Genomic DNA, 26568 nt, shown 5'->3' on the forward strand with positions numbered 1-26568 from the left:
AAGACGTTTCCGTTTCTTCCGTTTTCATCTGTTCTTGATGCAAGCTCATTCTAGGTGTTTTATCCACATGACGCTGGTCGTCATAATTTGCCAGTCGTCATAATAGTTACGCTATGTATCTTGAGCAAAACGGACCATTTGAACGACCCAGGAGATTTCATAATGGAATTGATTACTGAACAGCTACGGGCATTTCCGATCATGGCGCTGTTTCTTTGCCTGGGCCTTGGATACGGTCTTGGAAAGTTTCGGGTTGGCAAATTCGAACTGGGTGGCATCGCCGGAACCCTTCTGGTGGCAGTTTTTGTGGGCCAGATCGGTGGCATCAACCTAAGTCCCGACGTTCAGAACGTTTTCTTTTCGCTCTTTATTTTTATGGTTGGCTACAATGGCGGGCCTCAGTTTTTTGCGGCTCTGAACCGAACCGCCCTCACGAAACTTCTGGCCGCGTTTATGATGACGCTTTGGGGGCTGTTCTTTGTCATCGTCGTCGCACGATTAGCTGGGTTGGACAAAGGCTTGGCCGCCGGGTTGGCCGCCGGAGGGCTGACCCAATCCGCAATCATTGGCACCGCAGGAAACGCGATAGACCTATTAGGGTTGGCCGCGGACGAGGCTGAAAAGCTGAAAACCAACATCGCCGTCGGGTATTCGGTGACTTACATCTTTGGCTCGATCGGCCCAATTTTGGCGGTAAGCGCTATTCCAATCATAATGCGCGTCAACCTGAGGCAAGAGGCAATCAAGCTTGCTCAGAAACTCAGCGGCGGGGGCCGCAAACTAGAAGAAGGCGAGTTTCTTCCGATGAACCGCTTCGATGCCCGCGCTTATCGAGTAAATGCGGATGCCTCGGTTTCCGGCCAATCGGTCAAAGCGATCGAAGGCGCCTATAACGGTGATCTGATCGTCGAAAAGCTGCTGCACGATGGGGTCCCGGTGGACCCGACCCCTGAAATTGTTGTGTCGGCAGGCGACGTTATTGTCGTATCTGGCCTGGTCACAACCCTGACCCAGTTCGAGGGCACCGCAAGCGGTGAGATTGGCGAATTCCCGCCCGAACTGACCGTTGTCGAAGAACGCCGCAATGTCGTTGTCACCAATCGCAAGTTGGCGGGCAAGACTCTGGCCGAAATCCGCGAAGCCCTAACCGTGGATCAACGCCGCGGTGTTCATATCTCAAAGATCACGCGGGTTGGTCACGACGTACCGGTTCTGCAAAACACCGTGATTCAAGCAGGCGACGAAATCAGCATTGTCGGCCACAAGGACGACCTTAACAGAGTGGCTAAAGAGGCTGGATATGTTCCCCCTTCGGCTTCGGTCACCAATTTCATCGCGCTGGGGATCGGTGTGGCGGTCGGCTATTTGATCGGTGAGATCAGTTTTGTCATTGCAGGGACAAAAGTCGCGCTTGGCTCGGGCCTCGGCTGTCTCGTGACCGGGCTGATCATCGGATATCTGCGTGTTCGACAACCCAAGATTGGCGGTATCAACCAAGGGGCTGCGAATTTTCTGCAGAGCTTTGGTTTGGCAGTTTTCGTCGGGGTCGTTGGTCTGAACGCTGGAAAACCCGCTTTGGAAGCGATTCAACAATATGGCGTCATACTGCTGTTGTTGGGTGTTGTCGTCACTCTGATGCCCATGATCGTTCAGTTCCCGATCAATTATTACTTCCTGCGGATTAAAAACCCGATCGAGGCCTGCGCTGTCGTGACAGGATCACGCTCGGGCAACCCCGGTTTTGCCACGCTGTTAGAAAAGGCCGGGAACTCGACCCCTACACCAGCATTCACCATGACCTATGCGGTTGCGAACATTTTCCTGACGCTATGGGGGCCGCTGGTCGTCGCGTTTGTGCCGTAGGTTACAAAGGCAAGATCACGATGTTTGACCCCCACAGGGTCGGCATCGCCCTCGGACCATTACATCTCGGACTCATCTGGGGTTGGGTATGAAGACAAAACTCTGAACTGCAACGTCTTGGGCCATGCAATTACCACTCAACAGGTACAAACTGGGATAGTCGTGAAAATCCAACAAGCCCCGCTCGCGCGGCAAAAGCCGTAAATCACACAGTCTAAAAGAACTCTGTGCAGATCATCGCAGTTTGAGGAAATCACCAAGTGGCGGACCGAGGAGGATTCGAACCCCCGACCCCTTGATTCGTAGTCCAGTGTGCCAGCTTTTCCTCGATTACCCACACCTTGCCATTTAATAATAAAAACAAGCATTATGATCTCGATACCATTACTTTGCCTTTATCCTTTTTACCCCTCATTTGTCATTCTTGTGGTTGCCTCAAAGTTGCCTTGAGCGTATTTCTGAGGTCGACAGTCAAGTGATCTGACGACGAACCCACCGCGGCCGCAACCGGAACGGGGTTCTTGACCCAGTCGATGAAAGGACCACCGCTCATGTCCGCAAATGTTGTACCCCTGCCCCAATCGAATGCCCGGCCCGAGGAGCCGCGCCGCTTCCGGTTCGGCAAGCAGACCCTCACCAGAGCGACCACGGGATTCGCCGACACCACTGGCGTGACGCTACGTGACACCGACTTGCGCGGGTTTGTGTGCCGCAAACAGACCTCGGCGTGGATGCTGGGTGTCGAGCGGAAGGTGCGGGGCAAGCTGTACCGCATCAGTATCGCCGAGTTCACCCCAGCAACCAAACCCGGCACCATCGAAGCGGCCCGTGATAAAGCGCAGGCAATTATGGCTGAGTTGGCCGCAGGCACCTATCTCAGCCCAACCGACAGAGCTGCGATGAACGCACGCGAACGCACCCTCGTGGACTTAACCATCTACAGTGCACCCACATTCCACGGGAAGGAAAACCCACACGTCCGGGCCTCCACTATCGAAAGCTACGGTTACGCCGTGAAACGGATGTTTCTCGCCGATGTAAGGATGAGCGACATCACGCCCGAGATGGTGCGGGTCGAATACCGCCGCATGCTGGGCGTAACTTCCCCGGCCTCGGCGTCCAACGCACTGCGTTCGGTGCGGGCGCTGTGGCAGTCATGGGCCGACGCCCATCCCGCAGGACAGGAGCCATCTCCCAACCCGGTGAGCAAGCTGACAGGCAAGCGCAAGGCGGTTAAAGCCACGCCTCCTCGCGAGGGTGCGCTAAAACCTGTTGAGCGCCCGCTGTGGTGGGCAGAGGCTGAGCGCCTGGCGGTTCACCTCGGGCCCACTGGCACTCTGTATCGTGCGTTACAAATGCTGTTCCTGACGGGGTGCCGACGCGACGAAATCCTGCATCTGCGCTGGGCGGAAGTCGGGTCCGATGTAATCACCATTCCCCCCGAGCGGATGAAAGCGGGCGTGGAGCTCAAACGCCCGATAACACCCGGAATGCGCGCCATCCTCGACGCGCAGCGCGGCGCGTCTGACGAATGGGTGTTCCCGGCAGTGCGGGGGAATGGCCCAGCCCGCGACCCTCGCAAGGCCCTGAAACGCATCGGCGTCGGCGACATCAGCCCGCATGATCTGCGGCGGACCTACATTTCCACCGCCGAGGTGATTGGGGTGCCGAGCGTGGCGATAAAGATGTTGGTGGGTCATAGCACGGGCGACATCACCGAAGCCTACGCGAAGGCCCTGCGTCCGCAACTGCCGGAATTTGCCGAACGTATCGAAACCGGTCTGTTGTCATGAAACCGGAGGAGCTTGTTAAACTTGGGATTAAGATCGGGCGCGAAGCCGAACGCTATGACGAGGCATCCAAGAGGAAATTGCACGGGGTGGAAAGGCGCACCATTGAACGCGCCGCTGCCGCGAGCCGATGGTTTCTGATCTGCCTCGCCTGTGACCACCGATTGGAGACGCAATCGGCAAACGGGCCGAAGCGCCGCGATCTGCCCGATTTGGAAACGTTGTTCGCGGAAAATGCAGGTGTGATGGCGGACATGTGGAAGTTAGCCTTCGACGACCCACGACGCGAAACCTTCATCATAGCTTTCCTGCGAAACGGTGTGACCAAAGATACAATCGCGGTTGCCGAACGATATATGAATGCGCGCCTCGACGGGCTTGCACCGGATGCCGCGAAGAAGGCCATTAGAGAGTGGAGCCGGTTTAGACCGTAATTTTCCAAGTGACCCACTCGGAAAGCAAGACTGTAGCCACGCGTGAAAAAATGGGAATATTGGGTGGCACCTTAAACGTATCGAAGGTGCTGAAATGTCCATATATCCCGACACCCCGCCTGCCGACGCAGTAATGCTGACCGAGCATCAGAAGGCGGCGGAGCTTCAGCTAAGCTTGTCCTTCTTGCGCAAGGATCGGCTGAGGGAACATCCAAAAATTCCATTCGTAAAGTTTGGCGGAGCGGTCCGCTATCACCGCGAGCAACCCATGCCGGTGAAATCCGACGCCGCGCAATGACGACCCCCGCCGAGAAACGCTTGGCGTCCGTTTTGTCGGAGATGCACTATGGATGAGTTTCTGGAAAAACTGTTCACACGGTCGGTCTGCGATATCGGCCCCACAGAGAGCGTGTGCATTGGCGTTCAATACAAGAGCGGCGCATATGTCGCCCGCCCGTGGCCCTTCACTGACCTGACCGGGGCAGACACGCATTTCTCCCTGCACCTGTTCGAATTCAACACCCCCGCCACGGCGCATGATTTCCGGCGGCGCAAGGAACGCTGGACCGGGACGCCGCTGATCGGCCTGGACGACGTGGGCGAGATGAAGAACGGCGTCCGAATTAAGGAGCCGCCGGTCAAGCCCACGCTCATCCTCGAAACTAAGCCGGGGTCCGCGCAATGGGTTTACGCGCTAAACCGGATTGAACGCGACCCGAGCCTTGTGGAGACAATCTTAGAAAGCGCGAAAGAGGGCGGGCTGACCGACCCAGGCGCAGTGGACCGCACCCGGATATTCCGACTGCCCGGATCGCTGCCGCCGGGGAAGAAAGCCCCGGCCAAGTTGGTCTACGCGGATTTTTCCCGGCGGTTCAATCCGGATGTTCTGGTCGAGAAGGCGTTCCAAGTGCCGCTGGTGGAAAAGACCGTCATGCGCTCCGTGTACAGGCGCAAGGGCGTACCTGTGGTCGTTCATAGTGACGACCCCCTGTTGTTGTGGTTGGGCGCTCAGGGTCACGTTCTGGGGGGACCCGTAACGGACGGGTGGGTCTCGATTATCTGCCCCTTTGTCCACGAGCACACGGGGCAGGACGAGACCGGCACCTATTACCACCCGCCCAACTCGACTGACGCTGGACGAGCAATCTACTGCTTCCATGGTCATTGCCAGAACAGGCGCAGCAAGGACTACCGCGACCGTTTCGCGGACCTTGGCGCGCCGGTGGTTGCAGTGATGGGGGACAAGCTCGGTAGAGCGCGGTTCGGGCATCTTGCGAGGTCCGGAACGCGTGCCGAACGCCGCGCAAGAATGATGGATGTGAAGATATGAAGAAGGAGCGACTAAAGGCGAAACTCGCTGACATCGCTGAACTGGATTCTGCCGTGGACCGCGACACGGCGATTCACGAGCTGTGGCTCAAGGTAAAACAGAGGGGCGTTCGGAAAGGTACGTTGGAAAAATCCATAAAGCGTATGATGGTGGCGCGAGACAAGATCAGCGTGGACGACCAAATGGCGGAACTGTTCGGCGACGGCCAATATTTCGTCATTCGCCAGGGCGGGAAAGTCCGTGTGGGGTATTGGGCCGAGGAAGCGTTCAACGCGGACGGCGACACCCGGAAAGTGTTGAGCCTGATGACCCGCGCCGATTTCGCGCTGCTGCTGGAAAACGAATTCATAAAGGTCGGCGACGGGAGCGAACCTGCGAGCCGCCTATGGCTCGAAAGCTTGGACCGGCCCACATTCCTTTCGGTCGCCCTCGACCCTACCGGCGCTGTGTCCGAGGACGTGCTGAACCTTTGGCAGGGGTTCGGAGTCGTACCGAAGCACGGTGACTGCAAGATTATCCTCGACCACATTTTTGACGTGCTGTGCGCAGGCGACGTGGAATTGCATCAGTACGTGATGGACTGGTTCGCGCTCAAAATCCAGAACCCGACCCGTGTGATGGGCACGATGCTGGTGTTCCGGTCTGGGCAGGGAACAGGGAAAGGCATCATTCTCGAAGACCTGATGATGCGGATTTTCGGGCAGCATGGGCTGCTGGTCGATGACGCGGAGCAACTGACTGGCAAGTTCAACAAGCACCTCGCAAACGCCTGCTACGTGTTCGCTGATGAGGCGCTGTTCGCGGGCGACAAACGGGCAGCACAGAAGCTGAAACGCCGCGTGACGGGCGGAACCATCGCAATTGAACCAAAGGGTATAGACAGCTTCTCCGTGGCCTCATCGATGGGCATCGTGGTCGCAACCAACCGGGAGCATGCAATCCAAATCGATGTGGACGACCGACGAGTGGTGGTCTGCGAGGTCTCGGACCATCGGAAAGACGACACGGAATACTTCAAGGCGCTATACGACCATATTCGCGGCGACGGCGCGGCGCACTTTCTGCAAAAAATGCTCGACCGCGACGTGTCCGGCTTCAACCCAATGGCAGACCGTGTGATCACGGAAGCGACCGTGGAACAGCGCGCTAGGTCAATAACTGGGCCGCAGCGGTGGTGGGCCAGCGGCGTCGAAGACGGCGAACTACCCAAAGAATTGGTGCTGGCATCGTTCTTGGAAGCAAACGGCGAAGTTGACCCAATCGGAACGGGCTGGGAGGGGCGCACATTCACGGTTTCTAGGCAGAAAGTTCGCGAGGTTTACGAGGAATGGGCGCGCGGTCACGGCAATGAGCGATACGACATTCCATATGGAAAGGCCTTCTGGAACCAACTACGTGCCTGTGGTGCATTCGATTTGGAGGTTTCTGCATCCAACACTGACCGACAGGTGACTATCGGAGATTTGCCGAGCCAAAAAAGAGCGTTAGCCAATTTTCTCAGGGGCGCTGTGCGCGATTAGAAAACAACAAAGGCAGAAAAGTCAGAAAAGTATTGAATTCTCTTACGTGGAAATGAACGTACTAAAACACACACGCATTTCCCCGTATAAGAAACCTGAAGTTTTCTTTGTTCTGCAGCCTTTCTGTATCGCGCGCGCCCGTGGATGCGCCGCGCGCAGATTGGGTCCGCGTCAAGAACCGTCGTGAGCGACGCAGGCAAACCGCGCATTCCCGCGAAACCACAAACCAATGGCGATCGAGATACACAAAGAGATAGACTTGGTACCAGCATTCAATGAGGCTTAGTCGATCGAAAGGTAGGCGTCGGGGTGGGTTTTGTCAGGCCAGGCATAATCCCGAAAATACCCCCCACCCCGACAAAAAACTCGGGGGCGAGTGGAGCTTGGCACCGCCACAGCCCGTCACCCCTTCCCCCCCCCAAAAAAAAATTTCGATTTTCTGAGAAACGCTACGGTTGCCATCCGAACACCGCCCACGATCCTTTTTTCGATTTTTCCCGAATACAAAACTTCAGACAGCGGCAGGCTGGTCGCTCATCCGTATCCGTTTTGAGCTAGATGCTGACGTTCGCTGAAAAGTCATGAACGACCACTATGGGGACAAATACGCGGGCTGAATGCGTGGTGTGGCGACCACTCGCCAGCAACGCATTCACTTCACCCTTCCGATTGCCCAATAAGTCAGCAATTGCACGAGTGTTCTAGGTTCAAACTCATTCCCGCAACTCAAGTAGGAGGTGCTTACGACACACAAATCGCGTCGACCTGGTGTTTTCACGCTCTGCCCGACTCCAGCCCAATCGCTCTGACCAAACTTCGAAAAACGGATCAGATCAAACAGACCTTTTCGGCCAGTTCGTCAATCAATACGCGTTGGTTTTCACTGTAATCAACAGGAAGATCGATCAGGTGTACGCCACCTACTGCGAACGCTTGCTCAAAGGTGGGTACCAGATCCTCGGTTCGCTCCACCCGGTGGCCGATCGCGCCATAGCTTTTGGCATATTGCACAAAATCAGGGTTGTTAAACTCCAGCCCCCAATCTTCAAACCCGGCGTGAGATTGCTTCCACCGGATCATCCCATACGAGCTGTCGTTCAGAATGGTCACAACCAGACTGAGGCCTTGGCGAACAGCCGTTTCAACCTCCTGACTATTCATCATAAATCCACCGTCTCCACAAATCGCCATCACACGACGGTCAGGATAGAGCTTGGCTGCCATCATAGCTGAGGGTAGGCCGGCTCCCATTGTGGCCAGTGCATTATCCAGTAAAACGGTATTAGGTTGGTAAGCCTGATAATTGCGGGCATACCAAATTTTATAAATGCCGTTGTCCAACGCAATGATATCGCAGTCGCGCATGACCTTACGCGTGTCAGCCACAAATCGCTGTGGGATTACCGGGAACCGCGGATCATCTGCGCCTGCGGAGATGTGCACATCAGTTTCCTGTTTGACCCGCTCAAAGTAGCTGCGGTCAAAATCCAGTGGGCCACCAAGCTTTTTCCCCAGTCGTTCGATGGATTGCGCAAGATCGCCGACAACCTCGACCTGCGGGAAATAAACCTGGTCAACTTGCGCGGCCTTGTAGTTCACATGGATCACCTTGGTCCCGCCTTCTTTCATGAAGAATGGCGGTTTTTCCACGACGTCGTGACCCACATTGATAATCAGATCAGCGCGTTCGATCGCGCAGTGCAGATAATCCCCATCGGATAACGCTGCTGTTCCCAAAAACAGATCTGACCGCTCGTCCACCACACCTTTGCCCATCTGCGTGTCAAAGAAAGGAATCTGCGTGTCATTTACAAACTTACTAAGTGCGCTGCGGGCGTGTTTCCGGTTGGCACCAGCCCCCAATAGCAGCAAAGGCATTTTGGCCGAGCGGATCATCTCGGCCGCCTCATTCAAAACCGTGTCACCAGCCACGGCATAGTAACGGGGATGAGGTTGCAGGACCGGTTCGGTGGTGTCTTCGGCCGCTATGTCCTCGGGAAGTTCCAGCAGAACCGCACCAGGACGCTCTTCTTGCGCGACGCGAAACGCTTCGCGGATTAACGAGGGGATGGTGTTGCCGTGCACAATCTGCTTGGACATCTTGCAAATCGGGTCGAACAGACCCACCACATCAACGATCTGAAACTGGCCCTGCTTCGATTTTTTGATAGGCTTTTGCCCCGTGATCATAACCAGCGGCATCCCGCCCAAATGAGCATATGCTGCGGGTGTGGCAAAGTTAGTAGCACCGGGGCCAAGTGTTGCCATGCAGACCCCCGCCTTGCCCGTCAATCGCCCATATGTTGCCGCCATGAACGCTGCGCCCTGTTCATGACGGGTCAGAACAAGTTCAATACTGGACGTCCTCAAAGACTCCAGCACGTCAAGGTTTTCCTCGCCCGGGACAGCGAAAACATACTCAACACCTTCAGCCTTAAGCGCTGCGACCAGCAAATCCGAAGCTTTGGTAAAGGAGGTTGCGGTTTGGTCAAAAGCGGACATGTGCTCTCCTAATATCACAGTGGATCCGTTGGTCAGGCCTGAGATGCAGGTGAAAATCTATTCCTTCCCAATTAGGGTCGGTTCGTTCGGTTTTCGCCGGCTTGCGGCTACTGGAAATCAAAAAACAAAGCATCCATCTCTACCCATCGACCGTTTTCCAATACAGCACGCGCGAGACAGGGCTTCAACAGCCGTAGCAACCGACAATGTCGTGTTGCAAGCAGGCCATCGAACTCCGCGTTAGACCAAATACTACTGACAAGACATCCGCAATTATCGAACAGTATTTGTTCGAACCTCTGACGCGAGCATGGCGTCGCAGTGGTGCCGCCAATACAGGACGATTTCCTTGCTTACGTCGATCCTTCAACGTGCAAAAAATCTTCACTACTCGGGGCGACAATGGGAACTGAACATACAGCATCACCGCCAATCAAGTAGCCCCACGGCTGGTTTTGAATTATTTTTCTAGGATCGATTTTGCATGGAAGAAGGCTACTAAACCCCTCCCCGCAACAAGATGTTTTTTTCGGCAAGACGGCACAAGTTATTCGTCTTTTTCATAGACAATAAATGGCGTTTTTTTAGCCACCTTGTCGTACAGAACTCGACCTGCGTAGTTGAAATCTTGAGTTGTCCAGTAGGTGGTTGGAACACCGTCCTGCTTGGCGATCTGGAAGACAGAGTTGATCAGAGCTCGACCAACGCCTTTTCCCCTGACCTTTGGATCAGTGAAAAGATCCATAAGATAACACGTATCCTCCACCGACCACATGAACCTATGGTAGAGATAGTGCGCTAATCCAACCGGTTTTCCGTCCAACTCAGCGATCAGACAATTGTATTCGCCTGCATCCGTTGACAACAGTCTATTGAAGGAAACCTCATAGACTTCTTCTGGGACAGAGGTCTCGTAGAAATCCAAGTATGCTGTCCACAGTCGGCGCCACTGTCCGTTGTCTCGCAATTCGAGCGGACGGATAGTTAAGCCTTCTGGCATTGATGGTTTCTCCTTGTTTTTTTTATGCGTTCAATCGAGATCGCGTAATACAGTCAAATGAGCTAATGCCCGACATCCACTCGGTCATGTAAAAGTGGAATGTCCTTATCCACCGCCTCGCCCAACTCCTGGGCGTATCGATGGCCTGAATAAACCGCTGCCGCAATTATCGCCGGAGCGTCACAATCACCAATACGACGAAGGCTAAACTTCAAGTCCTCAAAACTCATCCGGCCTAGCAATCCGCTGTAGAGGCCATCATTTGGCTTCCGAGCAGTAACCATAACAATATTGGCAACCGGAACGGTCACACTTGGCCCACCATAGGTGCACTCCAACTCTGCGATTTCGCCATCGAAATGCTTGAGCGACTTTGACGGCAGGACCTCAACCCCCAATCGAAGCAGATGCGTTCGGATGCGCCAACGTTCGGACGTTTTTCCGGCCCAGTCAGAAACACTGTCAGATGGTGTAACCAGCGTTACGGCATTTCCCTGAGCCCGTATTTTCTCAGCGATAACGCTGGCCATGTAGTAGCCGTCCCCATCGAAAACGAGCGTCGGTCCATCGGGAAGCTTTCCATCCATGATGTCATCGGGGGTGAAAACGCGACTTAGGACGGCTCCTTCTGCGACCGGGACAAAACGTTCTTCGTCAAAATACTCCTTCCGCCAGGTCGCGCCGGTTGCGATCGCAACGTGGTCAGCATCAACAGCCAAGATATCGTCAACTGTCAGCGGGCTTTCACGGTAGATTTCAACGTTGGGCATCTCGATCAATTGCTGCTCGCGATAATCTTTGACGCGAATGTACTCGCTCATTCCAGGCAGAGCCGCTTCGCGAGAGACCCTGCCACCCAACTCACGAGTAGCTTCTGCCAATTGAACATCATACCCACGCACGCCAAGTGCCCGTGCTGCTTCCAGTCCAGCAGCGCCTGCCCCTACAATCAGAACGCGTGCATCTGAGGGTTTCTCACGAATGATTTCAGGGTGCCATCCTTTGCGCCACTCCTCCCCCATTGTTGGGTTCTGAGTGCATCGAATAGGTACCCCTATCGAGTCACTGGCGTAACAAACATTGCATCCGATACACTCGCGGATCGCGGACAAGCGCCCTTCCTCAATCTTTTTGGGAAGGTATGGATCAGCAATCGACGGGCGCGCAGCCCCTATGAAATCGGTTATGCCCCGCCTGACTTGCGAGACCATGGTATCCGGTGACGTGAAGCGACCAACGGTCACGACGGGCTTATTCGTCACCGATTTGACCCAATGCATATATGGTTCAAGTGCGGCTTCTTTAGTAAATCGGGACACACCCATCTCGACAGAGTAATCTGCGATGTTGATATCCCACAAATCCGGCAGGTCAGAGAGCATCTCAAACATCTCTCGACGTTCACCATAGATTGGCTGGCCATCCTCGCCGATCTCTTCGTCTGCCGAGAACCGAACTGCCACAGCGCACCGGTCGCCAACGGCGTCTTTGGTTTCCTGAATCAACTCCCGAGTAAGTCGCACCCTGTTTTCTAAGCTGCCACCATATTCATCACTGCGCGTGTTCACTCGCGGGTGCAAAAAATTCGAGATCAGGTATCCGTGCGTTGCGTAAACATAGACAACGTCAAAGCCCGCATCTCGCGCTCTCAAAGCCGCCTTTCTATGCCAGCGGCGTAAATCCCGAATGTCCTGCTTGTCCATTGCGCGTGTCTGAAAAGGGTGCCCTTTCGTATTTGGGCGACTGTCGACATCCATGCTCGGCAAGCGGGAAAACAAGTTATTCGAGTTGGCGCCTCCGTACCAAAGCTCAGCCCCTGCAAGGCTGCCGTATTCGTGCACCGCGTTCGTCATGAGTGCGTGCGCCCGAACATCACTTTCATCCCAAAGCGACGCATAAGGGTGAGGTAGGTCGTCAGAAGAAGGATGGATAGAGTTGTATTCCGTGCATATAACGCCCCATCCGCCTTGTGCTTTCACTCTGCGCATCGCGGCAAGTGTACGCGGGTATTGCCAACCCATTCCAGTACAGTGCGGCACCTGATAGAACCGGTTTGGCGCAGTAACTGGCCCGATTTGGACTGGTTCGAAAAGGATGTCGTAACGAGAGTCCCTAACCATATTTTTACCCTTTGTTAGCTGCGTCATGCGCTGGCTTATTTTTTCTGAAGTTTCCGGTTTGAGAGCCGTTCTGTTTCAATCACCGGTGATGAACGCGGGCATTCGAAAGTGATCCGGGTAGACCTTGGAAAGGAAGGCGGCGATGTGATCCTGGGCAACAGAACGTTGAAAATTCTCGGGATAAGTCAAAAGCTCCAACCAGATGCCGTCGTAAAGAGCCTCCAGAATATTGGCGACTTGCATTGGCGGGATCTCGTCGTATCCACCGTCCTCAGAAATTTCGGAACACAGGCGCAGCGCGATATTGTACCGTTCTTGGTCTATGTCATTGATAAGATTGCGGTAGATTTTGCGCCGCCCTGCCTCTCCAAAAAAAGCAAACCAAACGGCCAGCTTCTTTGGAGTGCAAATTTGGGGATGAAAATGCGCATCGACGATCGCCAACAGTTTTTCTGGCGCTGACAAGCCTGCATTATCGAAGGCTACCAACCACTGTTCGTGGTGTTCGTTGGCGAGAAACAGCAGCGTTTCTTCCAGCAATTTTTGTTTGCTTTTGAAGTGGAAGTTGACGATGCCGAGCGACAAGCCTGCAATCTCGGTCACGGTGGACATGGTCGTTCCGCCAATTCCGTTCTGAGCAATCGAGTCGATTGTAGCGTCGATGAGTTGCTGACGCCTCACCTCTTTGGATTCGGTACGTCGTCGGCCCTCACGGTGTGTTTTTTTGATTGGCGATTGTCTCACCCGAATGCATCCCATCTACTAAAGCAATTCATCGGTCTTGCCGTCCCCCAACAGCCATTCCCATCCAGCGAGTGAGGGTTTGACATCTAAAGGATATATGTCATTGATTGAATGATCATTCAATCAATGGAGAGAAAATGATGTGAAAACAATCCCCATGTTCGCAACCGTCGAACTAAAGTTCCGACCAAAACGTGAAAAGCGGGTCGTGTACCATAGAAATAACCCTGCGATGCAAAGCCCCCAGAGGCTCAATGCGATCCTCAATGGCCACCCACGCTGCATCGGCCTGCAATTGATCCCTAAACTCGATAACTGCCATAAGCGAATGATCACGCTGCTTGTCGGTATCGTAGCCACTTGTGGGTTTGCGTTTACACAAAGGCGTCCCGTTCATGGCTAGACCTGTCGTGACCAAATGTTCCACAAACGCGTTCCAAGCTTGCTCGAAGGCGTCGAGTTCGACAGTTGGCTTCAAGTCAAATTGGTTCAACAGTCTTGGCATTCGTCACAAACTTTCCGGCAAGATATCGTCAGCCAAACTTATGCAATTCCCCCCGCAAGGCAAGCGCGAGGCCCATAGATGATCCGCAACGAAAACCCCGTCATCGCAAACAGTCTTTGGTCAGCAACTGCAACTTATCCGACCGAGTACCCCCAACTCGTTGGCGAACAGAAATCGGACGTAACTGTGGTTGGCGCGGGGTTCACCGGGCTTTCAGCAGCGATTCATTTAGCCGAGCAAGGCGTCAACGTTATTCTAGTCGACGCGCAGCATCCAGGATGGGGAGCGTCAGGACGCAATGGCGGACAAATCAACGTGGGCCTAAAAGACGGGCCGACGGGCATCAAAGCAAAGTTCGGAGAATTCTGGGGAACCAGAATGATCCAAATGGCCGGTGACGCTGGAGACCTTGTGTTTGACTTAGTGGACCAGCACGGCATTGAGTGCGATGCAAAGCGCCCTGGCTGGCTGCGCGCCGCTCATACTCACAAAACGCTCAGGGAATTATACAAGCTAGCCGAGGATTGGGACAACCACGGCGGAGGCATGAGACCGCTTGATCAAAGCGAAATGAAACGTCTCACCGGGACCGAAGTCTACCTTGGTGGCGTTCTGGATCGCCGCAGTGGTGTTTTGCACCCGCTGAATTATGCACTTGGACTGGCTGAAGCAGGTCGCCGCAATGGCGTGCAAATCTTCGGCGAAACGCCTGCCAATCAGATTAAATCCGAAGCCGGCCGCTTTCGCGTCGAAACTCCCAAAGGAGCTGTCATCTCAGAAAAAGTGCTGATCTGCACGAACGCCTATTCTGGAGATCTGCATCCGCGGTTGGCTAAATCAGTTTTACCCGTTCGCTCAGTTCAGGTAGCCACGTCGCCCCTGTCCGACAATGTCCGCCAGTCAATTCTGCCAGAAGGCAACGCTTTGTCAGACGCACGACGCCTACTTCTCTATTTCAGGCAAGATGCCGACGGTCGCTTTCTGATGGGAGGTCGCGGCACCTACAACGACAAGTCCACTCTCAAACAAATTGAGCGGTTGAAACGCATTTCTGTCGAACTTTTCCCCCAATTGTCCAGAGTTCAGTGGGAATACGAATGGGGTGGCTTTGTCGCTTTGACAAAAGATCATTATCCACACCTGCATGAGATCACTCCTGGGGTTATGACAGGTCTGGGATACAATGGGCGTGGCGTAGCCATTGCCACGGCAATGGGGCGTGTCCTCGCCAAATGGGCAACAGGAACCAAAGCGGACGAACTGGAATTTCCGGTTACCCTCCTCAAACCACTGCCCTTCTCATTCGCGAAAGAAACTCTTGTCGAAGCAGAAATCCTACGCCTTAAACTCTTAGACAAGTTGGGCCTTTAGTGAGCTGGCAAACAGCGCCGACTACCGGTTTTTGGAGAAGAAGCGAAAGGTCAACGCGATAGCGGCCAAAGAGAGACCTGAGCCGTACCCAATCCAAACTCCATTGGGGCCGAACCCAAGCCAAAAGCCCAGCGCATATCCAAGCGGCAATGCAAAAACCCAATAGGCAATCAGGGTAATAGCAACAGGAACGTGATTGTCCATCATGCCCCGGAAAGCGCCTAGCATCGTTCCTTGCAAACCATCTGCAATTTGCATTGCCGCAATCACAAGGAACATCGATATCGCGAGAGAAACGACCTCTGGGTCATCTGACAGGCTGTTTGCCAAAGGGGCACGGCCAAACAAAATACCAGTCACGACAACGGCCATCCAACCAACTACCACCAACAACGAAGCCAACACAATCGGCTTTAACCTTTCTCTTTCATCGGCACCAATTGCCTGAGCTACGCGTATCGAAATCGCAATCGAAACGCCTAACGGCACCATGTAAATGACGTCACTGACCGCGGAAACGATTTGATGCGCGGCGAGCGCGGCGGCGCTGAACCAACCAAGCATAAGGCCGGCAACTGCGTAAGCGGCCCCCTCCCCCAAATAACCAACGGATATAATGAAGCCTTCTTTGATCTGCGCTTTGACCTCGGACCAGTCGAAAATCTTGGCCCTCAAGAAACCTCTCTTTCTTTTCCACACTCGCAAAATCACGAGAGCCATGATCAACGGCACTATCTGAGACAACAGACTTGCCATCCCGGCGCCGAGGAGACCCAGACCCGGCCAGCCACCAACTCCATGGATCAAAACATAGTTTGAAGGGATGTTGAAACCGACCGCAAGAAACGCAAGACCAACTCCAATCCACGGACGGTCCATGGCGTCAAAAAGAGCCTTCAGAGTATAGAAAACCGTAAAGGGCACCAAAAGTAGGCTCATCGCGATCCAGTACCCACCTATTAGACTGACCACTTCAGGCGGCTGCCCAATCCAAGAAAGAGCAGGCTTAAGGAAGATCATTGCAACAGCGCCAACTGACCCCACGACCAGGGCAACAATAATCCCGGCGCTTGTCGCTGCTGCCAGCCCTTGGTCACTCGTTTTCCCAAAAGCTTCTGCCATGCGCACCCCAATTGCGGACACAAAGCCGTAGAGCGCTGAATAGAAAATAATCAGCACCGAGGCCGTGATTGAGACCGCCGCCAAAGGAAGCGTTCCCAACGGGGCCACCATCACTGTGTCAACGACACCAATCAAAGCAGCAGCAGCAAGAGAAATGACGATCGGGAGAGCAAGCCGCGCAAGGTAACGCGCCTCTTTTATAATGGCGCCCCAGGATGGCCGAGGCCGCTGCGATATCCGCCCTCGCGTCATATTGTGGGGCCTTTCAGTCGAAATTGACTAAGCCGTATCTCCAAGTAATTCTGGAACCAATCGAACAAGGCATCCCCAGGCAGCTTGCTCCGCCTGCTTTCGGCTCAGGCCTTCCGGAGCGAGATGCAATCGTTGCCAATAGCCATCCGTCAATGTCTCCATCCATTCAGCCATTTGATCTGCTGAAATAGCGTCGTCTGCTGAGAGCAGTTCATTCCAGATCAATCTCAAAGTCTCTCTTCGACGTGTCTCAAAATGCTCGGCAACTTCGTCATACTGCAGTTGAAATCGAAGCTCGCCCCAAAATGCATACCAAAGGGGCAAGACATCGGGACCACAGGCATCCGGGTGGAAGTCAGCTTTTATCAAAGCCCTTATCTTTTCGGCCGGCTTGTCCCCTGCTAGCTCTAAAGAAGCTGTCCAGTGCTTTTCGTAACGCTGGTAAAGGTCGCGCAAAGTTTCTGTCAGAAGACCTAGTTTTGACTTGAAGTAAAACGCCGCGACACCCTGAGAAAGCCCAGCCTCAGACGCGACCGTTGCAAGCGTCGTTTTTGCTAGTCCATGGGTCAATATAGAGCGGCAAGCCGCGTCCAGCAGCTGCCGGCGACGACGATCAGCGTTCTCCTTCCGCTCTTTGCGAGGACGTTTCCACTCAGCTTCGACCAATTGTCGCTCCTCCTACGAATGCAGCCATCTACAGCGCGCAAAAAAGATGCGTCAATAGCTTGAAATTTATTTGAGCGCTCAAATAAACTTTACGAACGCGCACCCGATCTGTAAACGGAAGAGAAAGGGATGGAACAATTTGACGGTTGATAACAGATACGATGTGATTGTGGCTGGCGCTGGTCACAATGGATTAACCGCCGCCGCCTATTTGGCGCGCGCTGGCATGCGTGTTTTGGTGGTCGAAAAGAACGACTGGATCGGTGGCGCGGCAGTCAGCCGGTCGTTACACGAGGGTTGGACATACTCGAACTGCTCATACGTTTGTTCCCTCCTGCGGCGCGAGATTGCTAGGGACCTCGAGCTACCAAAATACGGTCTTCAGGTTATTCCGTATGAAGGCGGCGCGAGCTTCACGCGCGATGGGGATTACTTCGCCTACTATTCCGACCACAACGCTCTGAAGCGTGAGATGGCACGTCATTCTGAAAATGATGCCGACGCCTATCGTCGCTATTCGCAAGCCATTATGCGGCAATGCCGTTTTATCCGTCCGTTTCTACTTCGGGACGCACCGGACCCCGCTTCTCTCCATCCGCGCGATCTTGGCGAACTGGCATACCTCGTAAAAAAAGCATATGGGCTGGGTAATCGAGAGCTTGGTGAAACGCTGAAATTCTGGACAATGTCCATTGGTGACTTCCTGGATGAACACTTCGAAAACGACCTGATTAAGGCCCATTTGGCAGGTTCAGGTATTATCGGAACCGGCCTCGGAGTGTACTCGCCCGGGACGGCCTACGTACTTCTTCATCACTACATGGGAGACATTGATGGCGGCATCGGTGCTTGGGGTTTCGCGCGCGGCGGGATGGGCGCGATTTCGAATGCGATTGCTGCTTCATTCAAAGAGCACGGAGGTACGATTTACACAGGTTCAGGGGTTGAGAAAATCCTCAGCAAAGATGGACGCGTTGAAGGCGTAGCTCTCGAGGACGGAAAGGTTTTCTATGCCTCTGTCGTTGCCTCCAATATGGATATCAAACGCACTGTTCTGCACCATTTTGACGCGGCCGAGTTACCGGATGACTTCACCAAGGCGGTGCGGAACTTCAAAATTCGGGGGTCTTCGGCAAAGCTCAATATTGCGCTTGACCGCTTTCCAAATTTCCCTGCAGCACCCGAGCACACCAGCTTTCTCAGGGGCGACTTGCATGTGTCGCAGAACCTCGTTGAACTTGAAAAGGCCTATGATGATTGGAAAGTCGGGCGCTGGTCGGAAAAGCCTTATATCGACATGCTCATCCCTAGCCAGATTGATCCGACTATGGCGCCGACAGGTGCCCACATGATGACGGTTTTCGTCCAATATGCGCCTTATGATCTAGAAGTCGACGGAGTTAGATCGGCCGAGAATTGGGACGAAAAGCAGCGTAACGCGATGGCAGAAACTGTACTCGACCAGATGTCTGTGGCGTGTCCCGACATTCGCGAGCGCGTTGTTCATATGGAAGTTCGTTCACCATTGGAAATTGAGCGCGAGGTCGGTCTGACAGAGGGCAACATTTTCCAAGGCGAACTAACTTTTGATCAGCTTTTCTTCAATCGGCCCGTCCCGGGTTGGTCGCAGTACAATTTACCTATCAAGGGGCTTTATTTGTGCGGGTCGTCCGCCCATCCCGGCGGTGGGGTTATGGGAGCCCCAGGTGCAAACGCTGCCCGCGCTATTCTCAAGAAAGAAACACGACATGGCCGAATGAAGGGGTATGCCGCATGAGCCAATTTGATGCGATTGTCATTGGCGGCGGTGTAAACGGCCTGATTGCCGGAACATTACTTGGTAGACGCGGCAAGAATGTCTGTATCATCGAGAAATCCGACAGGTTCGGCGGCATGGCGTCATATTCTGTGGACGGCGGCCCAACTCTCGCCCACTCGCTTTACAACCTGAGCTCGCGAGCCTTGGGTGATATCGGCATAGATACTCAACACCCTGTCCTGTCCGGCAAACCCGTCTCCACAGTCTCTCTGTCTGAGGATGGGCGGCACATCGTCTTCAAGAACGACGGCGTGTATTGGAGCGACGGGACGAAACATCCGGAATCAGATGCCTGGTCCGATCTGACACGCCAGTTAATTACGTATGGAGACCTTTTGCGCCGACTCGCCGAGGCTCCACCTCCTGGGGGTCAAAAGGCCATCCTTTCCAGGGGTGGACTCAACGAGTTTTTGCGTTTGGCAAAACTGGGAATAGGCCTGAAAAAGCTGGGTAAATCTGAAATGCGGCGTTTCCTGCAGATCGTCTTATCCAATGTCCAAGACATTGTCATAGATGACCTGTCGAAAGGACCCGTGGCTGGAATGCTTGCTGCTGATGCAATCTGGGGGACAGCCACCGGTCCAAGATCTCCGGGCACGGTGTTCAATTTGATCTATCGGCTAGGTCACGGAGGAACCATCACTCAACCAGCAGGCGGAATGTCTGCGCTGACCGATTTGATGGTAGATGCTGCACAAAAGGCGGGTTGCGTGCTGATGCCGGACACTGAAGTATCCCGCATTCTGTTGGACAACGATGCCGTCTCCGGAGTGGAAACCACCGATGGACGAACCATTGCCGCACCTAATGTGCTCAGCAACCTTGCCCCAAAACTAACAAGCCGAATGACAGGTCCCTCTGCATTTGACATCGAAACGATGCGGCGAGTGCGAAATATACGGGCGCGTGGAACAACGGCTAAGGTCAATCTACGGTTCAAAGATAGCTCCGCCCTGCCCAGCCTGAGTGACGAATTGGCACACGAACGTCTGATCTATGCTCCTTCTGTGGACTACGTCGAAGCTGCGTTCAACCCGGCCAAGTATGGACAAATGTCCAAAGCACCTGTGATTGAAGCCTTCAAAATGCAGACAACCGACGGAGCAAGCTGGCTGTCAACCATAGTGCAATATGCGCCATCTGACCTTGAAGGCGGCTGGACTGAGAAGGCAAAGGAACAGCTTGCGGAAATTACAGTTGAAACTCTTAGCCGCGCCCTGCCCGGCTTGGGTGATCAAATTGCAGGTAAGCAGGTCATAACACCGGATCAAATCGAAAGCGCAACCGGGGCGCCCGGCGGGCACTGGCACCATGCAGAAATGTCTTTGGATCAACTCCTGACACTTCGGCCCGCGAACGGGATGTCCAGATACTCCATGGGGCCAAAAGGGCTGTTCCAATGCGGTGCAGCAACGCACCCCGGTGGTGATATTATGGGGCTCGCTGGTCGCAATGCGGCGCTGGCGGCGCTGGCGGCTCAGCCATGAGCATCTTTACCGATCCAAAACTCGGCTTGATACCCGGGCCATTTCACAAAAAACTCGAAGAGCAAAATCGCGCACAAAATTGGTACGATTGGGCCGGCTATGCTGCCCCGGGTGTGCTGGACAGTGTCGAGTTCGAGTACTTCGCGCTGCGTAATCAGGCCTCTTTGTTTGATATCTCACCAATGCACAAGTACCGATTGACCGGGCCGGACACGACAGCGATGCTCAATCGCCTAGTTACACGGGACGTCCGAAAAATCAGCGTTGGTCGCGTGGGGTACGCGGTCTGGTGTGATGAAGAGGGCATGGTCATCGATGACGGGACTCTTTTCCACCTTGGCGACAACGATTGGCGCCTTTGTTGTCAGGAACAAATGCTGACATGGCTACTCGACGCTGCATGGGGTTTTGACGTTTCAGTCGTCGACGAAACTCACAGTGTTGCTGGACTTTCGCTGCAAGGGCCGACCTCTTACGCAGTTTTGGAAGCCGCTGGTTTAGATGTCAGCAAGCTGAAGCCATTCGATCTCGCCCAAATTGACCACAGTCTCATGATCTCGCGGACGGGTTTTACCGGGGATTTAGGCTACGAGCTCTGGTGCGACTGGGGCAAGGCAGAAGCGCTATGGGACAGAATTTGGAAAGGTGGCGAACATCAGGGACTGCGCGCCATTGGATACGAAGCTGTAAACTTGGCCCGCATCGAAGCCGGTTTTCTGACCGCAGGTGTGGATTTTCAACCGGTTCATGCTACCGAAAGGTTGCACCGAGGCCAAACACCATTCGAACTTGGTCTGGGCCGGCTAGTCGACTTCAACAAAGGTCATTTCAATGGCCGGCGAGAGCTGCTGTCCAAGCGAGAGGCTCCAAGAAGCCTCCTCATGCGTTTCGATGTTGAAGGTTTCAAACCCTCAGAAGGGTCATTGATCTACAACCGGCGCAAAAAAGAAATTGGACACATAACGTCCGGAATATGGTCGCCGACCGCCAAGCGCAACATTGCGTTGGCCCATGTCCGTATGCCGGATGCTGGTCGGTCATCCGGCTTGAAGGCCGAGATTTACACTCTGCAAGAAGGCAAATGGCGCACCAGGATGGCGCGCCTCACACCCGTCACCAAAGCCTTTTTCGCACCGCCCCGCGCGCGTGCTACGCCACCGGCTCGTACCTAAAGGAGAAGCAGACGTGAACACCCTAGGTAATACACCAACCGACGGCGACCTTGTCGCTTGGGATCGCGACCATCACCTACATCCTTGGGCCGGAACCGACGGCTTTGGGTCCGACGAGTACATGCGGGTAAATACAGCAGATGGTATCTACCTTTGGGATGCTGCCGGGAAGCGATATATTGATGGCCCTGGCGGAATGTGGTGCACACAGATCGGATATGGGCGTCAAGAGATGGCCGATACCATTTCTCAACAGGTTATGAAGATGCCCTACGCGTCGCCGTGGTCGTTTACGACCGAACCCGCGGCCGTTTTGGCGCGAATGATCGCCGAACGCACACCAGGCGATCTGAACACGGTGCACTTCACGACCGGTGGGTCTACGGCCGTTGACACCGCACTGCGGACCGCACTTTTCATGAACAAACGGCTTGGCCGACCGGAGAAGAGGATCGTGATCAGCCGGGAGAAGGGCTACCATGGATCTACCTTTCTCGCCGCGACTGTCACTGGGAAAGAACGTTTCGAAACGAGCTTTGAGAAAGCTCAGGATCTGGTGCGTTTCCTTCCAGACGTGAATCCCTACCACCGGCCAGAAGGCATGAGTGTTGATGCCTGGTGCGACGCCAAAGTTGCTGACCTTGAGAGCCTAATTGCTGAGGTAGGTGCCGACCGTGTTGCCGCCTTTATCGCTGAACCGATCCTGTGTTCCGGTGGCGTGATCGTTCCACCTCCGGGTTATCATAAGCGCACGCTCGAAATTTGCAGGGCAAACGACATTCTGTACATTTCGGATGAAGTCGTAACCGGCTTTGGCAGGCTGGGCCATTGGTTCGCCTCAGAAGAGGTCTTTGGCATCGTCCCTGACATTATCACTTGCGCAAAAGGTTTAACCTCGGGCTATCTGCCGCTAGGTGCCTGCGTAATCTCGGACGCAGTAATGAAGCGCATTTCAGACGCACCGGGCGACGATGTTTTCTACAACGGCTACACATACTCCGGGCACCCTGTGAGCTGCGCGGCTGCCATTAAAAATATTGAAATCATGGAACGCGAGGACATTCTAGGACACGTTCAACGCGTCACACCGCATTTCCAGGACCGCCTAAATCAAATAAAGGAAAAGTTTCCCATAGTTGGGGATGTGCGCGGTGACGGGCTCCTCGGGTGCATAGAATGTCGCCCTGAACTAAACGTCGAGAGTTATGAAGCGCATGTGAAGTTTGGACAGAAACTGGACGATGCGTGCGAGGAGATGGGACTCCTCTTGCGACCATTTGGAAACATGGCCGTGTTCTCGCCCCCTCTGATCATAACTCCGTCGCAGATAGACGAAATGTTCGACATTATGGAAGCTGGTATGGCACAGGTCAGCAAGGACTACGACGCATAACGGTCATCGCGCCCATTCAAAGTTCCAGTCAGATCAGGCAGGTTTCCGACCACGGATGTGATGCGGGCAATGCTCTCCGGTTTTCAACACTGGCTGCATAGCGTCCCAGATCTCGATCTGATGTTCAATAAACTCCGCACCATGACGAGCTTCCCAGTCGACTCGGTTTGGCCCGGTCAATTCCTCCAGCTCAGCAGCTGATACCTGAGCATACCAATCGTTGCGGTTGACTAACTCTACGTCTTCAAAGCCAGCCAGCTCCATAGCAGCGCGGTACTTAGAGGGCGACGCCATCTGAAACTCCAAAGCTTCCATCTTTACGTAGTGCGCCATTTCCGGTGACATCTCACCATCATGATTGGTCAGCCAGTCAGAAGCAGCGAAATGACCGCCTGGTTTGAGCACACGATAAGCTTCCGCAGCCATCGCTACCTTGTCGGGGATGTGGATGATCAAGTCCTTCGAAAACACTACGTCAAAAGTATCATCTTCAAATGGCATTGGACCTGGAGCGACCTGTATGATTTCGACCTTTCCCTCCAGATCCGCCTGCCTAACTCGCTCTTTCGCAGTCGCGCAAACCGGGGCTTCCACATCAATCCCCGTAACTCTAGCGGCGCTGAACTCCCTTGCTATCAACACTGCGATCGCCCCAGATCCGCATCCTATATCAAGGACATGCTTATCTTTCAGATCAACCCCTTCAACAACACGAGCAACTTCTTCAGGGCCTCCCGGTGAAAGAAATCCCTCCCCCCAAAGCTCCTCCAGAAAGCTGATTGCCTGTTGGTCATATAGGATTTCGTCTGACATAGGATTCCCCCGCATCTGATTGTCAGTCAGTCACTGTAGTGAACCCTTTTCTGTCATCTCAGACAAGCTTTATCGCGAAATCGCAGGTCAAAGATTCAGCTATAATTGAATGATCATTCAGTCAGTAGACATCAAGTAATTTGACTGATATTCGGGGAGAAGAACGCCTAAAAGGATTTTCTCGCAATGGCTGACACCCTACCGACGCATGCCCAAACCGTGATTATTGGTGGGGGGTCGATCGGCGCGAACACGGCCTATCACTTGACTAAGCTCGGCCATACCGATGTTGTCGTTCTGGAACAGGGACAACTGACATCAGGGACCACTTGGCATGCCGCCGGCCTGATCGTAGCCGGCCTCCTTAAATCCGAAGCTGAGTGCGCTATCTACACGCACGGTCGAGACCTTTATGCGAACCTAGAGAAGGAAACCGGTATATCCACAGGTTTCCGCGACGTTGGATATCTGCAGATTGCAACCAATGAAGAACGCCTGCATGAGATGCGCCGCGTCGCCGCCTTCATGCGGCGTTTTGGGATAAACAACCACGAAGTCTCAGTGAAGGAAGCGCAGGATATGTTCCCTATAGGGGACCTATCAGACGTCGTTGGAGCATTCCTCATTCCGGAGGATGGTCGGGCCAACCCGGTGGACGTGACAATGTCTCTGACCAAGGGAGCCAAAAACAGAGGCGCACGTTTCTTCGAAGGTGTGCGGGTTGAAGAGATTTTAGCCAGGAACGGCACCGCGACAGGAGTCCGCACCGCGAACGGTCATACCATAACAGCCGAAAACGTTGTGATCTGCGGTGGCATGTGGTCTCGCCAACTTGGTGCAAAACACGGTGTAAATCTACCGCTCCAGGCGGCTGAACACTACTACCTGATAACGGAAAGTATCCCGGGCCTACCTCGCGATCTACCCGTTCTCGAAGACCCTTCCACCTTCACTTATTACCGTGAAGAAGTCGGCGGGATGATGTTAGGGCTTTTTGAGCCCGGCGCTGCGGCTTGGAAGCTCGATAGTATCCCGGATGAATGGCAATTCGGAGAGATTGAACCAGACTGGGAACGTGTTGGGCCCGACCTGGAGAAAGCCTATTCGCGCGTGCCTGACACCATGAACTACGGCGTCAAAAAACTATTCTGCGGTCCTGAGAGCTTTACGCCTGATCTTGCACCGCTTGTTGGCCCGACGCCTGAACTGCGCAATCTCTGGGTTGCATGTGGGATGAACTCACTTGGCATCCTGAATGGCGCAGGTACGGGAATGGTTTTGGCCCATTGGATGGTGGACGGCTTGCCGCCCATCGATGTTACCGGCATCAACGTCAATCGCTTTTCCCGTGAAATGGCGACACCGGCCTTTCGACGCGACAGAACACCTGAGTTGCTGGGAAAGCTCTTTGGTCAGCACTACCAAAATGAGAACTACAAAACGGCCAGGAACGTTAAGCGTTCAATGCTCTATGACCGTCTCAAAGCGGCCGGAGCCTTTTTCGGCGAAGGAAATGGTTGGGAACAACCTGATTGGTTTGCTCCGACGCCCGAAGAGGCCAAGGTCGAGAAATACAGTTGGTATCGCCAAAATTGGTTTGAATGGCACGCTGAAGAACACCGGGCAGCACGCGAGGATGTCATCGTAATGGACATGACATCAATGGCGTGTTTCAGCGTCGAAGGATCGGATGCCTGCGCCCTCCTGTCTCGCCTTTCCTGCAATGACGTTGATATTGAACCCGGTCGTGTCGTCTACACGGCCTGGGTAAATGAACGAGGTGGGTTTGAGGCTGACCTTACGGTTACCCGGCTATCCGATCAGAAATACTGGGTCATCGTGGGAGAAAACTCGGCGGGTCATACCGAGATGCGCATGCGACGGCACATCTTGGACGACGAGAACGTAGTTATAACGGACATCACCGCAGGGCGCTGCCAAATCAACGTTCACGGCCCAAAGTCGCGCGAACTACTGTGCAAAATTTCCGGAGCCGATTTGTCGGACGAAGGTTTTCCCTTCATGACGGCGCGTGAAATCGACATCGGATATGCCGTAGTCATGGCTTATCGCGTGACGTTTATTGGAGAACTCGGCTGGGAGCTTCACGTACCCGCCACTCAGGCCGTGCAGACCTACGATCTGATTATGGAAGCAGGTCGAGATTTGGGTGTTCGCAATGCTGGAATGCAAACTCTCAACTCCCTACGGCTAGAGAAGGCTTATCGTGATTTCGGAATTGACGTGGACAACACGGACAACCCAATTGAGGCCGGGCTTGGTTTTGCCATCAAATTGGACAAGCCCGGTGGCTTCATCGGTAGGGAAGCACTCGCCGCGATCAAGGCGAAAGGCACGCCCAAAAACCGGATGTTGCAGTTCCTGCTAAAAGACCCAGAGCCTCTCATGTACGGCAACGAAATGATTTATCTAAACGGTAAGGAAGTCGGGTATATTCAAGTTGGCGGATATGGGCACACGCTCGGCGCTGCTGTCGGCATTGGTTTTGCCGAGATTGACGAACCGTTGACCGCGGACATAGTCGCGACGGGGAATTGGCAAATCGAAATCGCAGATGAGAAACACGATGCAACCGCCTCGCTCAAACCGCTTTATGACCCGTGCATGCACAAGATAAAGTGCTGAAGCCCCCGTTCGTTGCTTT

General features: G+C 54.1%; 20 protein-coding genes. 12 read left to right on the top strand and 8 right to left on the bottom strand.

Annotation, left to right across the window (positions count from 1 at the left end; translation table 11 throughout):
* The first annotated feature begins 162 nt into the window (after positions 1 to 162).
* From aspT to ACT2B1_RS16925, 6 genes are all read left to right on the top strand, one after another.
* Positions 163 to 1863 carry an aspartate-alanine antiporter gene (aspT, locus tag ACT2B1_RS16900; protein WP_171240984.1) on the top strand — a complete coding sequence of 567 codons (1701 nt, stop codon included), beginning with the start codon at positions 163 to 165 and terminating at the stop codon, positions 1861 to 1863.
* 551 nt (positions 1864 to 2414) lie between these two features.
* A complete protein-coding gene (locus tag ACT2B1_RS16905) occupies positions 2415 to 3656 on the top strand; it encodes a tyrosine-type recombinase/integrase (RefSeq protein ID WP_481668226.1) in 1242 nt (413 codons plus the stop codon).
* The gene (locus ACT2B1_RS16910) at positions 3653 to 4087 is read left to right on the top strand and encodes a hypothetical protein (protein WP_481668227.1); all 435 of its coding nucleotides are present in this window, start codon (positions 3653 to 3655) and stop codon (positions 4085 to 4087) included. The genes ACT2B1_RS16905 and ACT2B1_RS16910 overlap by 4 nt, the downstream gene beginning before the upstream one ends.
* A 94-nt stretch (positions 4088 to 4181) precedes the next feature.
* Positions 4182 to 4385 carry a hypothetical protein gene (locus tag ACT2B1_RS16915; protein WP_481668228.1) on the top strand — a complete coding sequence of 68 codons (204 nt, stop codon included), beginning with the start codon at positions 4182 to 4184 and terminating at the stop codon, positions 4383 to 4385.
* A 48-nt stretch (positions 4386 to 4433) separates the two neighbouring features.
* On the top strand, positions 4434 to 5417 hold the full coding sequence (locus tag ACT2B1_RS16920) for a hypothetical protein (protein ID WP_481668229.1): 984 nt from the start codon (positions 4434 to 4436) through the stop codon (positions 5415 to 5417).
* Complete coding sequence (locus tag ACT2B1_RS16925; RefSeq protein WP_481668230.1) at positions 5414 to 6937, top strand: DUF5906 domain-containing protein; 1524 nt, start codon at positions 5414 to 5416, stop codon at positions 6935 to 6937. Before ACT2B1_RS16920 ends, ACT2B1_RS16925 begins: the two co-directional genes overlap by 4 nt.
* 828 nt (positions 6938 to 7765) lie before the next feature.
* Here ACT2B1_RS16925 and ACT2B1_RS16930 read toward each other — a convergent pair.
* The 5 genes from ACT2B1_RS16930 to ACT2B1_RS16950 all read right to left on the bottom strand — a co-directional run bounded on the left by ACT2B1_RS16930 (position 7766) and on the right by ACT2B1_RS16950 (position 13808).
* Positions 7766 to 9439 carry an acetolactate synthase large subunit gene (locus ACT2B1_RS16930; protein ID WP_170704634.1) on the bottom strand — a complete coding sequence of 558 codons (1674 nt, stop codon included), beginning with the start codon at positions 9437 to 9439 and terminating at the stop codon, positions 7766 to 7768.
* Between the two features lie 547 nt (positions 9440 to 9986).
* Positions 9987 to 10439: an N-acetyltransferase family protein gene (locus tag ACT2B1_RS16935; RefSeq protein WP_481668231.1), complete on the bottom strand. Its 453-nt coding sequence runs from the start codon at positions 10437 to 10439 to the stop codon at positions 9987 to 9989.
* 62 nt (positions 10440 to 10501) lie between these two features.
* Positions 10502 to 12559 carry an oxidoreductase gene (locus ACT2B1_RS16940; RefSeq protein ID WP_481668232.1) on the bottom strand — a complete coding sequence of 686 codons (2058 nt, stop codon included), beginning with the start codon at positions 12557 to 12559 and terminating at the stop codon, positions 10502 to 10504.
* Positions 12560 to 12634: 75 nt separating this feature from the next.
* A complete protein-coding gene (locus ACT2B1_RS16945; protein ID WP_481668233.1) occupies positions 12635 to 13303 on the bottom strand; it encodes a TetR family transcriptional regulator C-terminal domain-containing protein in 669 nt (222 codons plus the stop codon).
* Positions 13304 to 13478: 175 nt separating this feature from the next.
* Positions 13479 to 13808, bottom strand: a complete 330-nt coding sequence (locus ACT2B1_RS16950; protein ID WP_481668234.1) for a DUF6614 family protein — start codon at positions 13806 to 13808, stop codon at positions 13479 to 13481.
* 78 nt (positions 13809 to 13886) lie between these two features.
* Between ACT2B1_RS16950 and ACT2B1_RS16955 the strand changes: the two genes are divergently transcribed.
* Positions 13887 to 15179 carry an NAD(P)/FAD-dependent oxidoreductase gene (locus ACT2B1_RS16955; protein WP_481668235.1) on the top strand — a complete coding sequence of 431 codons (1293 nt, stop codon included), beginning with the start codon at positions 13887 to 13889 and terminating at the stop codon, positions 15177 to 15179.
* A gap of 21 nt (positions 15180 to 15200) precedes the next feature.
* Here the strand turns inward: ACT2B1_RS16955 and ACT2B1_RS16960 are convergent, their stop codons facing one another.
* Together ACT2B1_RS16960 and ACT2B1_RS16965 are read right to left on the bottom strand one after the other, a co-directional pair.
* On the bottom strand, positions 15201 to 16553 hold the full coding sequence (locus ACT2B1_RS16960; protein ID WP_481668236.1) for an MATE family efflux transporter: 1353 nt from the start codon (positions 16551 to 16553) through the stop codon (positions 15201 to 15203).
* 27 nt (positions 16554 to 16580) lie between these two features.
* Positions 16581 to 17219 (bottom strand): TetR family transcriptional regulator C-terminal domain-containing protein, encoded by a 639-nt coding sequence (locus ACT2B1_RS16965; protein ID WP_481668237.1) that lies wholly within the window; start codon positions 17217 to 17219, stop codon positions 16581 to 16583.
* A gap of 139 nt (positions 17220 to 17358) precedes the next feature.
* Here ACT2B1_RS16965 and ACT2B1_RS16970 point away from each other — a divergent pair, with 139 nt between their 5' ends.
* The 4 genes from ACT2B1_RS16970 to ACT2B1_RS16985 are packed head-to-tail and all read left to right on the top strand — an operon-like array spanning position 17359 to position 23090.
* Entirely contained in the window at positions 17359 to 18996 is a 1638-nt protein-coding gene (locus ACT2B1_RS16970; protein ID WP_481668238.1) for a phytoene desaturase family protein, read from the top strand.
* Positions 18993 to 20525: a phytoene desaturase family protein gene (locus ACT2B1_RS16975; protein WP_481668239.1), complete on the top strand. Its 1533-nt coding sequence runs from the start codon at positions 18993 to 18995 to the stop codon at positions 20523 to 20525. The genes ACT2B1_RS16970 and ACT2B1_RS16975 overlap by 4 nt, the downstream gene beginning before the upstream one ends.
* Positions 20522 to 21697 carry an aminomethyl transferase family protein gene (locus ACT2B1_RS16980; RefSeq protein WP_170704617.1) on the top strand — a complete coding sequence of 392 codons (1176 nt, stop codon included), beginning with the start codon at positions 20522 to 20524 and terminating at the stop codon, positions 21695 to 21697. Before ACT2B1_RS16975 ends, ACT2B1_RS16980 begins: the two co-directional genes overlap by 4 nt.
* A gap of 13 nt (positions 21698 to 21710) precedes the next feature.
* Entirely contained in the window at positions 21711 to 23090 is a 1380-nt protein-coding gene (locus ACT2B1_RS16985; RefSeq protein ID WP_481668240.1) for an aminotransferase, read from the top strand.
* 33 nt (positions 23091 to 23123) lie between these two features.
* Here the strand turns inward: ACT2B1_RS16985 and ACT2B1_RS16990 are convergent, their stop codons facing one another.
* A complete protein-coding gene (locus ACT2B1_RS16990; protein ID WP_481668242.1) occupies positions 23124 to 23903 on the bottom strand; it encodes a class I SAM-dependent methyltransferase in 780 nt (259 codons plus the stop codon).
* A 186-nt stretch (positions 23904 to 24089) separates the two neighbouring features.
* On the opposite strand from ACT2B1_RS16990, the gene ACT2B1_RS16995 reads away from it, so the two are divergent.
* Positions 24090 to 26549 (top strand): GcvT family protein, encoded by a 2460-nt coding sequence (locus ACT2B1_RS16995; protein ID WP_170704613.1) that lies wholly within the window; start codon positions 24090 to 24092, stop codon positions 26547 to 26549.
* The last annotated feature ends 19 nt before the right edge of the window (positions 26550 to 26568 follow it).

The sequence above is a fragment of the Ruegeria sp. S263 genome (genome assembly GCF_056780525.1).